Origin of the sequence: Allobosea sp. CER48 (genome assembly GCF_044752385.1) — a bacterium.
Taxonomy (GTDB): domain Bacteria; phylum Pseudomonadota; class Alphaproteobacteria; order Rhizobiales; family Beijerinckiaceae; genus Allobosea.
In genome coordinates this window covers 1-1,048 of record NZ_JBIWYK010000744.1, presented here as the reverse complement: position 1 = coordinate 1,048, position 1,048 = coordinate 1, and the positions used below count along the sequence as shown (strand labels likewise).

Here is a 1,048-nt window from a genome sequence, read left to right as displayed (position 1 = left end):
TCGCCATGCCGGTCCTGGCGATCGGTGGAGAGAAGTCCTTCGGCCCGGCCATGGCGGTGGTGATGCGGGCCGCCGCGGCGGATGTCAGCGAGGGTATCATCCCGGATTCAGGCCACTGGATCATGGAGGAAAACCCCACCGCCACGACGGCGATGATCCGGGCCTTCCTCGACAAGGGCCACTGATCTTCGGCAGGTCTCTCCGCAGCGCCGGGGTTGCCGCGACAGCTCGTAAACTGTCGCTCCTCATGAATGCGTCCGACCTCAGGCCGCCTCGCGAATGAAGCGGCTGAGGAAGAGGCGGGTGCGCGGATGCTTCGGATCGGCCAGGACCTCGCCCGGGGGGCCCTGCTCGACGACGATGCCGCCGTCCATGAAGACGACGCGATCGGCCGCCTCGCGCGCGAAGCCGATTTCATGGGTGACGACGATCATCGTCAGTCCCTGCACGGCCAGATCGCGCATCGTCGCCAGGACTTCGCCGACGAGTTCCGGGTCGAGCGCCGAGGTCGGCTCGTCGAACAGCATCAGCTTCGGCCGGATCGCGAGCGCCCGCGCGATGGCAACGCGCTGCTGCTGGCCGCCTGAGAGCTGACGCGGATAGGCATGCGCCTTTTCGGTCAGCCCGATACGGCCGAGCAGCTCCATGGCGTAGTCGGTGGCTTCCTTGCGGCTGTGGCCGTGGACGCCGACGGGCGCCTCGATGATGTTCTCCAGCGCCGTCATGTGCGGGTAGAGGTTGAACTGCTGGAAGACCATGCCGATCTGCCGTCGCTGTGCCGCGATCGCCCGGTCCGACAGCTTGACCAGCCGCTCGCCCGAGAGCCGGTAGCCGATCTGCTCGCCGGCCACCATGATCGAGCCGCGGTCGATCGCCTCGAGATGGTTGATGCAGCGCAGGAAGGTCGATTTGCCGGAGCCCGAAGGCCCGAGGACCACGACGACCTCGCCGGGCGAAACGTCGAGGTCGATGCCCTTCAGCACCTCGTTGGCGCCGAAGGACTTATGGACGTTGCGGGCGCTCACCAGCGGCGCGGCCCCCGCCTTGA

General features: G+C 67.5%; 2 protein-coding genes. One reads left to right on the top strand and one right to left on the bottom strand.

The genetic code is table 11. The annotated features are described in order from the left end of the window. Positions 1-185: alpha/beta fold hydrolase (locus ACIPIA_RS16945; RefSeq protein ID WP_400511167.1), on the top strand; the 185-nt coding region annotated here is incomplete at its 5' end. A gap of 78 nt (positions 186-263) precedes the next feature. Here ACIPIA_RS16945 and ACIPIA_RS16940 read toward each other — a convergent pair. Next, positions 264-1,048, bottom strand: a 785-nt coding sequence (locus ACIPIA_RS16940; RefSeq protein WP_400511165.1) for an amino acid ABC transporter ATP-binding protein, incomplete at its 5' end; no start/stop codon positions are given.